This window comes from Mycobacterium sp. 852002-51613_SCH5001154 (assembly GCF_001667425.1).
Classification (GTDB): Bacteria; Actinomycetota; Actinomycetes; order Mycobacteriales; family Mycobacteriaceae; genus Mycobacterium.
The window spans coordinates 1-8,433 of record NZ_LZII01000027.1 but is presented as its reverse complement, the minus strand read 5'-3'; the positions used below and the strand labels follow the sequence as shown (position 1 = coordinate 8,433).

At 66.6% G+C, this 8,433-nt stretch carries 9 protein-coding genes and 2 pseudogenes; 8 read left to right on the top strand and 3 right to left on the bottom strand.

The annotated features are described in order from the left end of the window. Positions 1–274 precede the first annotated feature (274 nt). The gene (locus tag A5750_RS07115; RefSeq protein ID WP_067261804.1) at positions 275–1,138 is read left to right on the top strand and encodes a 3-hydroxybutyryl-CoA dehydrogenase; all 864 of its coding nucleotides are present in this window, start codon (positions 275–277) and stop codon (positions 1,136–1,138) included. A gap of 19 nt (positions 1,139–1,157) precedes the next feature. Here A5750_RS07115 and pcaA read toward each other — a convergent pair whose 3' ends face one another. Both pcaA and A5750_RS07105 read right to left on the bottom strand, forming a co-directional pair. Further along, on the bottom strand, positions 1,158–2,027 hold the full coding sequence (gene pcaA / locus A5750_RS07110) for a cyclopropane mycolic acid synthase PcaA (RefSeq protein ID WP_066952163.1): 870 nt from the start codon (positions 2,025–2,027) through the stop codon (positions 1,158–1,160). Between the two features lie 193 nt (positions 2,028–2,220). Beyond that, positions 2,221–2,928 (bottom strand): TetR/AcrR family transcriptional regulator, encoded by a 708-nt coding sequence (locus A5750_RS07105; RefSeq protein ID WP_369817324.1) that lies wholly within the window; start codon positions 2,926–2,928, stop codon positions 2,221–2,223. Positions 2,929–3,074: 146 nt separating this feature from the next. On the opposite strand from A5750_RS07105, the gene A5750_RS07100 reads away from it, so the two are divergent. The 6 genes from A5750_RS07100 to deoC all read left to right on the top strand — a co-directional run bounded on the left by A5750_RS07100 (position 3,075) and on the right by deoC (position 7,223). Next, positions 3,075–4,457: a DUF445 domain-containing protein gene (locus tag A5750_RS07100; RefSeq protein WP_156659443.1), complete on the top strand. Its 1,383-nt coding sequence runs from the start codon at positions 3,075–3,077 to the stop codon at positions 4,455–4,457. Positions 4,458–4,540: 83 nt separating this feature from the next. Then, positions 4,541–4,969: a helix-turn-helix domain-containing protein gene (locus A5750_RS07095; RefSeq protein ID WP_066952169.1), complete on the top strand. Its 429-nt coding sequence runs from the start codon at positions 4,541–4,543 to the stop codon at positions 4,967–4,969. Positions 4,970–5,157: 188 nt separating this feature from the next. After that, complete coding sequence (gene hbhA / locus A5750_RS07090; RefSeq protein WP_066952171.1) at positions 5,158–5,763, top strand: heparin-binding hemagglutinin HbhA; 606 nt, start codon at positions 5,158–5,160, stop codon at positions 5,761–5,763. Positions 5,764–5,840: 77 nt separating this feature from the next. After that, positions 5,841–6,128, top strand: coding sequence for a DUF2516 family protein (locus A5750_RS07085; RefSeq protein WP_040621261.1), 288 nt, complete (start codon positions 5,841–5,843; stop codon positions 6,126–6,128). A 4-nt stretch (positions 6,129–6,132) separates the two neighbouring features. Next, complete coding sequence (locus A5750_RS07080; RefSeq protein WP_066952173.1) at positions 6,133–6,546, top strand: DUF2599 domain-containing protein; 414 nt, start codon at positions 6,133–6,135, stop codon at positions 6,544–6,546. Next, positions 6,546–7,223, top strand: a complete 678-nt coding sequence (gene deoC, locus A5750_RS07075; RefSeq protein ID WP_156659445.1) for a deoxyribose-phosphate aldolase — start codon at positions 6,546–6,548, stop codon at positions 7,221–7,223. The genes A5750_RS07080 and deoC overlap by 1 nt, the downstream gene beginning before the upstream one ends. Before the next feature lie 7 nt (positions 7,224–7,230). Here the strand turns inward: deoC and A5750_RS07070 are convergent. Beyond that, positions 7,231–7,992 (bottom strand): annotated as a pseudogene (locus A5750_RS07070) (DUF2993 domain-containing protein); the annotation flags it as partial. On the opposite strand from A5750_RS07070, the pseudogene A5750_RS07065 reads away from it, so the two are divergent. Continuing rightward, a pseudogene (locus A5750_RS07065) lies at positions 7,985–8,433 on the top strand (nitrilase-related carbon-nitrogen hydrolase); the annotation flags it as partial. The pseudogenes A5750_RS07070 and A5750_RS07065 sit on opposite strands and share 8 nt — an antisense overlap.

Below are 8,433 nucleotides of genomic sequence, written 5' to 3'. Positions count from 1 at the left end.
CGGGCCTCGGCCCGCGAGGACGAAGTGAAACCGATGGCTTGAGGCACTGAGGACGAGCGGGCCTCGGCCCGCGAGGACGAAGTGAAACCGATGGCTTGAGGCACTGAGGACGAGCGGGCCTCGGCCCGCGAGGAGAGCAGAGCGGATCAGCACGGCTGCGATCCAGATTGTGCGAATCTGCCCCTGTTCACCGTGAAGTAGCATTGGCCCCGCCCAGCGATCCTGGGCGGGGCCTATTGCGGTGCAAGACGATACGAAACCGAAAGAGACGACAGTGAGCGACGCAGCGATTCAACGGGTAGGGGTTGTCGGGGCCGGCCAGATGGGATCCGGCATTGCCGAAGTCTCGGTCCGCGCCGGTGTCGACGTGACGGTGTTCGAAACCACCGAGGCACTGATCACCGCCGGACGCAACCGCATCGTCAAGTCGCTGGAGCGCGGCGTAAGCGCGGGCAAGGTCACCGAGCGCGAGCGTGACCGCGCGCTGAGCAAGCTCACCTTCACCACCGATCTGAAGGACCTCGCCGACCGCCAGCTGGTCATCGAGGCGATCGTCGAGGACGAGGCCGTCAAGGCGGACATCTTCGCCGAACTCGACCGCGCCATCAGCGATCCCGACGCGGTGCTGGCATCCAACACGTCCAGCATCCCGATCATGAAGATCGCCGCCGCGACCAAGAACCCGCAGCGAGTGCTGGGCCTGCACTTTTTCAACCCCGTGCCGGTGCTGCCGCTGGTCGAGTTGGTCAGCACGTTGGTCACCGACGAAGCCGCCGCCGCGCGCACCGAGGAGTTCGCGAGCGCGGTCCTGGGCAAGCAGGTGGTGCGCTGCTCCGACCGGTCCGGCTTTGTCGTGAACGCGCTGTTGGTTCCCTACCTGTTGTCGGCAATTCGCATGGTGGAGGCCGGATTTGCCACCATCGAGGACGTCGACAAAGCGGTTGTCGCCGGGCTGTCGCACCCGATGGGCCCGCTGCGGCTGTCCGACCTGGTTGGCCTGGACACCCTGAAACTGATCGCGGACAAGATGTTCGAGGAATTCAAGGAACCGCAGTACGGCCCACCGCCGCTGTTGCTGCGCATGGTGGAGGCGGGCCGGCTCGGCAAGAAGACCGGCCAGGGCTTCTACACGTACTGACGGCTGAGCCGACTCTGGGCTACTTCTTCTTCTCCAGGGTGAACTGGTCGACGTCGGTGTAGCCCTGGCGGAACAGCTTCGCGCAGCCGGTCAGGTACTTCATGTACCGGTCGTAGACCTCTTTGGACTGGATGGTGACGGCCTCCTCGCGATTGGCCGCCAGCGCGGCCGCCCACGTCTCCAGCGTCCTCGCGTAATGCAGCTGCAGCGAGTGCACCCGGGTCAGTTCGAAGCCCGCGGTGACCGCGTACTCGCCGACGGTCTGCGGTGTCGGCAGCCAGCCCCCCGGGAAGATCTCGGTCAGGATGAACTGCGAGAAGTGAACGATCTCGTGGGTCAAAGTCATGCCACGCGCCCGCGCGTCCTTGAAGGACGGGCGAACGATGGTGTGCAGCAACATCGCTCCATCGGAGGGCAGCGCCTGATACGCCATCTTGAAGAAGCGGCCGTAGCGCTGGCGGCCGAAGTGTTCGAAGGCGCCGATGGAGACGATGCGGTCGACGGGCTCGTGAAACTTCTCCCACCCCTCCAGCAGGACCCGCCGGGTGCGGGGGGTGTCTAGCTCGTCGAACATGGCTTGCACGTGCTTGGCCTGATTCTCCGACAACGTCAGGCCCACGACGTTGACGTCGTACTTCTCGATCGCCCGCCGCATGGTGGCGCCCCAGCCGCAGCCGATGTCCAGCAACGTCATCCCCGGCTCGAGATTCAGCTTGCCCAGCGCCAGGTCGATCTTGGCGAGCTGCGCCTCTTCCAGCGTCATGTCGTCACGCTCGAAGTAGGCGCAGCTGTACGTCTGGGTAGGGTCCAGGAACAGCCGGAAGAAGTCATCGGACAGGTCGTAGTGGGCTTGCACGTTTCCAAAATGCGGCGTGAGCTGCACGGACATGTCGAGAAGAGCCTTTCATTATGCGGAACCAGGGGCGGCTGACCAGCACGACGCACCCTCGCGTCACCCCCCATGCATCCCTGCATGTTAGTCGCTGCGGCTATGCGAGTCGTCCGGCCGAGCGAGTCATAAGCGTCACACGAGACGCCTGGAAAAGACAAAAGACGGTCGGCCGCTCCGGTCCGGAAGGCGCCTAGAGCGGGGCCTCATCCTCACGCCCGCGGGGCGGCACGATGGGGGAAGGATGGGGCTCTTCGCGGAACTTCTCCAGCGATCCGCCCACCTCGACGATGCCCTTCAGCGCGTTCCAGCTCAGCATCGTCAGGTAGTCGATCAACTCGTCGCGACTCATCCGCGGATCCGACATCCACGAGTGAGTGGCCAGCTGCACGCCACCGACGATCAGGTAGGCCCACGGTTCCGCGCCGCGGGTGTCCATCCCCGCCTGTTGCATGCGGCGGCGCATCAGCACCGCCAGCATGCGGGCGATGATCCGCTCGGAGTCGGCGATCACCTTGCTCTTGCTGGCCGAGCTGTTGGACATCACGAAGCGATACGGCTCGGGTTCGTTCGCGACGGTTTCGACGTACACCCGGATGACCTCCCGGGTCAGGTCGAAGCCGTCGAGATTGGATGTCAGCGCCGACGCCATATTTGGAATCAGGGTGGTTTGGGTGAACCGCATCATGACGGCGGTCGTCAGGTCGTTCTTGTCGACGAAGTAGCGATACAACACCGTCTTGGAGACGCCGATCTCCGCGGCAATCTCGTCCATGCTCAATGTGCCGCCGCGCCGCCGGATCGCGTCGATCGTCCCGTCTACCAACTCGTTGCGCCGCTCCACCTTGTGTTGATGCCAGCGCCGCTTGCGACCGTCCGTCTTGGCCGTCACAGCCAACATTTGCTCTGTCACTGTCGCCTATTTCCCATTCATCTAGACGACCTCGATACTACGGTGTGCGCGCCTGTTCCGGACTGTGGCCGCGCCCCGCTGCGCCTCCCCGAACAGTGCCGTCACACCAATCGGCCGCGACGATGAATGATGGAGTGGTGGTACACAGAGCCTCGCCTCGAGGCGCAGCGCCGGGCCCCCGAGCCGCGGGGCCGGACTCGACGACGCCGTTGACCGGAACCGGGCGACCGCACGCGTCGTTGGCCGAATCGTTCGCGGGTGCCGATCCGCAGGCCGATGCGGAGCGCCGGGTGGCGCTGCGCCGGATGAAGGCGGTGGCGCTGGGCTTCCTGATCGGCGCCACCGGCCTGTTCCTCGCCTGCCGGTGGGCCCAGGCCCACGCCCACCTGGGTGCCTGGGTCGGCTACGTCGGCGCCGCCGCGGAGGCCGGGATGGTGGGCGCGCTGGCCGACTGGTTCGCGGTGACGGCGCTGTTCAGGCATCCGCTCGGTATCCCCATCCCGCACACCGCGATCATCAAGCGCAAGAAGGATCAGCTCGGCGAGGGGCTGGGAACCTTCGTGCGGGAGAACTTCTTGTCGCCGCCGGTGGTGGAGACCAAGCTGCGGGACGCCGAGGTGCCCGGACGGCTCGGCAAGTGGCTGTCGGAGGCCGCGCACGCCGAGCGCGTGGCCAGCGAGACCGCCACGGTGCTGCGGGTGCTGGTGGAGCTACTGCGCGACGACGACGTCCAGCAGGTGATCGACCGGATGATCGTGCGCCGCATCGCCGAACCGCAGTGGGGGCCGCCGGTCGGGCGGGTGTTGGCGACGCTGCTGGCCGAGAATCGGCAGGAGGCGCTGATCCAGTTGTTGGCCGATCGGGCCTTCCAATGGTCGCTGAACGCCGGCGAGGTGATCCAGCGGGTGGTCGAGCGTGACTCGCCGACGTGGTCGCCACGCTTCATCGACCACCTGGTCGGGGACCGCATCCACCGCGAGCTGATGGACTTCACCGACAAGGTGCGCCGCAATCCCGACCACGAGCTGCGCCGGTCGGCGACCCGCTTTCTGTTCGAATTCGCCGACGACCTGCAAAACGACGCAGACACCATCGCGCGCGCAGATGCGATCAAGGAGCAGCTGATGGCGCGCGACGAGATCGCCAACGCCGCCGCCACCGCCTGGAAGACGCTGAAGCGCCTGGTGCTCGAGGGCGTGGACGACCCCTCCAGCACGCTGCGCACCCGCATCACCGACACCGTCGTACGCATCGGGGAATCGCTGCGCGACGACGCCGACCTGCGCGACAAGGTGGACAACTGGATCGTGCGGGCGGCCCAGCACCTGGTTTCGCAGTACGGCGTGGAGATCACCGCCATCATCACCGACACCATCGAGCGCTGGGACGCCGAGGAGGCCAGCCGCCGCATCGAGCTGCACGTGGGTCGTGATCTGCAGTTCATACGGATCAACGGAACCGTGGTCGGTTCCTTGGCCGGTCTGGTGATCTACGCCGTCGCCCAACTACTTTTCTAGTAGTGCTAACAAGTGCTTGCAAATGCAAGCACTTGTAGTAATCTGGTGGCCGTCCCCATCGATCAGCCGACCAGGAGCACGCCATGGCACCCGAGGAGAAGCTCTCCGCCAAGGTGTCCAACGCCGCCTCCGACATGGCCTCGGACATCGGTAGCTTCATCCGCACCCAGCGCGAACTCGCGCAGGTCTCCGTGCGCCAACTCGCCGAGAAATCCGGGGTCAGCAATCCGTATCTGAGCCAGGTGGAGCGTGGGTTGCGTAAGCCGTCCGCCGACGTGCTCAATCAAATCGCAAAGGCGCTGCGAGTTTCCGCCGAGGTCCTTTATGTGCGGGCCGGGATCCTCGAGCCCAGCGACAAAAGTCAAGTGCGCGACGCCATCATCACCGATACCGCGATTACCGAGCGCCAGAAGCAGGTTCTGCTCGACGTCTACGCATCGTTCACCCAACAAAACGAATCAATCGAATCAACCGACGAGGAGTGTTCCACCGAACCCAACGGCGACGAGTGATCAATGGCCCTTCCGGCCGTCGGGACTTCCGCGTCACGCTAGCGGGTGGTGATGTATCAACCACGGACCGCACGGGTTACCCAGGAGCGTGAATCCGGTGGTCGCCAGCGGAGAAGGAGACGCTCGCCTTAGCTTTCACAACCAATACCCAAGAACGCCAATAACGGAAAACCATGAAAGGAATAACCATGGCGGACAATTCGAACATCGAAGATTTGCGGGCACCCCTGCTCGCGGCCCTGGGCGCGGCCGACCTGGCCCTGGCCACTGTCAATGACTTGATCGCGAGCCTGCGTGAGCGCGCCGAGGAGACCCGCGCCGACACCCGCACCCGGGTCGAGGAGAGCCGCGCCCGGTTGACCCGGCTGCAGGAGGACCTGCCCGAGCAGCTGGACGAGCTGCGCGAGCGGTTCACCAGCGAGGAACTGCGCAAGGCTGCCGAGGGCTACCTGGACGCGGCGACCAACCGCTACAACGAGCTGGTCGAGCGGGGCGAGGCCGCCCTGCAGCGCCTGCGCAGCCAGACGGGCCTGGACGACGCCTCCGCGCGCGCCGAGGGCTACGTGGACCAGGCCGTCGAGCTGACCCAGGAGGCGCTCGGCACCGTCGCATCGCAGACCCGCGCGGTCGGCGAGCGCGCGGCCAAGCTGGTCGGCATCGAGCTGCCCAAGAAGTCCGACGAGACTGCCAAGAAGGCTCAGAAGGCTGTCGCCAAGAAGGCGCCCGCCAAGAAGGCCCCGGCCAAGAAGGCTCCCGCCAAGAAGGCGTCCGCCAAGAAGGTCACCCAGAAGTAAGTCAAGACGTCGACTCGGAATTGTCTTCGGGCAACTCCGAGTCGACGTTTGGGACGGCGCCCGCATACGCTTAATGCGTGAGCCACCTCGTGGGTACCGTCATGTTGGTCTTGCAGATCGCCGTCTTGGTAACGGCGGTATACGCGTTCGTCCATGCCGCACTGCAGCGGCCCGACGCTTACACCGCCGCCGACAAGCTGACCAAGCCGGTGTGGCTGGTGATCCTCGGTCTGGCTGTCGCCCTGACATCCATCCTGAGTTTTGTTTTCGGGGTACTCGGGATGGCGATCGCCGCATGTGCGGCGGGCGTGTATCTGGTCGACGTGCGGCCGAAACTTCTTGAAATTCAAGGTAAGTCGCGCTAGCGGCATGAACGCCCTGCTGACGGGGCCCGCCGCGGTGCTGGTCGCGCTGTGGGGCCCAGCGGGCGGCGCCGCAGCGGACCCGGCCACGATGTCCCCGCCGTTCATCGACCACACCGAGTGGGCGCAGTGGCACGGCCTGAGCAGTCTGCGGGTTTTCCCGACACCATCGGGGCGGCTGGCCGCCAGGCAGTCCGGAAACGCGGCCCTCGCCGACGAGGCGTGGGCCGAGGTGCTGGCGCTGTCGCCGGACGCCGACACCGCCGGGATGCGTGCGCAGTTCATCTGTCATTGGCAGTTCGCCGAACTGGCCGAGCCCGGCAAGAAGAGCTGGAACCTGGAGCCGTGGCGCCCGGTCGTCGACGACACCGACATGGTCACGTCCGGATGCAATCCGGGCGGACCCGAGGAAAGGTTCTAGTGCCGAGCAAACCCACCCGGTCTCAGCTGGCGGCCATGGTCGACCACACCCTGCTCAAGCCCGAGGCCACCGAGGCGGACGTGGCCGCCCTGGTCGCGGAGGCCGCCGAATTGGGCGTCTTAGCCGTGTGCGTCTCGCCGTCGATGGTTCCGGCCGCGGTGCGAGCCGACGGGGGCGTCGCGGTGGCGAGCGTGGCGGGTTTCCCGTCGGGCAAGCACATTTCGGCGGTCAAGGCCCACGAGGCCGAACAGGCCGTGGCGTCCGGCGCCACCGAGGTCGACATGGTCATCGACATCGGCGCCGCGCTGGCCGGAGATATCGAGGCGGTGCGGGCCGATATCGCGGCCGTGCGCGCCGCCGTCCCCGGCGCCGTGCTCAAGGTGATCGTGGAGTCGGCGGTGCTGTTGTCGGGCCCGGACGAGCGCCTGCTCGTGGAGGTATGTCGCGCGGCCGAGGACGCCGGCGCCGACTTCGTCAAGACCTCGACCGGGTTTCACCCCGCCGGCGGCGCCTCGGTGCGCGCGGTCGCCCTGATGAGCCAGACCGTCGGCGGCAGGCTGGGCGTCAAGGCCAGCGGCGGCATCCGCGACGCCACCGCCGCGCTGGCGATGCTGGACGCCGGTGCCACCCGGCTCGGCCTGTCCGGCACGCGGGCGGTGCTCGACGGACTCCACTGAGCCGGCGTCAGAGGTTGGCGAAGCAGGGGTCGTTGTTGTTGCCGGTGGGGATGCTCGCGTTCCGCGTCGAGAAATGGCTCGTCACGCCGCTGGAGGTGACCTGAACGCTGTCCGCGTGAATGCCCAGCGGGTAGTTCTTGGTGAACTGCGAGGTGAAGTCGTCCAGGGTCGACTGCACCGACTCCTTCGGCATCGTGAAGCCGAGCGCGTTGAAGCTGACGATCTGCAGCTGCAGGCCGGTGCCCGACACCACCGGCTTGGTGGTCAGGTTGTCCAACATGCCCTTCAGCTCGATCGTGCCGTCGTTGGGGTGCGTGGTCACCGTGTTGGTGACGAACGGGCCCAGCACCGGAATCGCGTTCTGGACGGATTCCTTGATGCCGTCGGACGTCCAGGTGACGGTCGCGTCGAGCGACCCGATGGTGCCCTTGGAGTCCTGCGTGTCCCTGAGTTGGACGTCGCGGATGTTGATGTCGATCTTCATGCCCTTGGCGTCTCGCACCTGGTTGCCCGCGGTCGACACCGAGATGTTGGTGTAGTGCTTGGTGAGCTGCTGCCACAGCATCAGCGGCGCCACCCCGAACGACGCGGTGGCCTGGTCCTTGACCTCGCACGCCACCGCCTCGGCGACCTTGCTGTTGGCGACGTGACGGACGTACAGCTCCCCCCCGACCAGCGCGGCGATCACCAGGCAAACAACGATGATGCAGACCAGCACCACGGAGAGCGGGTCGCGCAGGAAGCGACGCTTCTTCTTCCCCGCGGCCGGTCCGGGCAGTCCCAACGAGCCGGACACGCACTACGACAAGATCCATCTCTACGACGCCTTCGGCTTCACCGAGTCACGCACCGTCGCACCCGGCCGCGAGCCGGTGGTGATCACGGTCGCCGGCGTGGGGGTGGGGCTGACGGTCTGCTACGACATCCGCTTCCCGGCCCTGTACACCGAGCTGGCCCGCCGCGGCGCCCAGCTGATCGCCGTCTGCGCATCGTGGGGCGCGGGGCCCGGCAAGCTCGACCAGTGGACGCTCTTGGCGCGGGCCCGCGCGCTCGATTCGATGAGCTACGTCGCCGCGGCCGGCCAGGCCGACCCGGGCGAGTCTCTGACCGGGTCGGGCGCGCCCACCGGGGTCGGCGGCAGCCTGGTGGCCTCCCCGTTCGGCGAGGTCGTCGCGTCGGCCGGCTCCGCGCCGCAGTTGGTGCTGGCCGA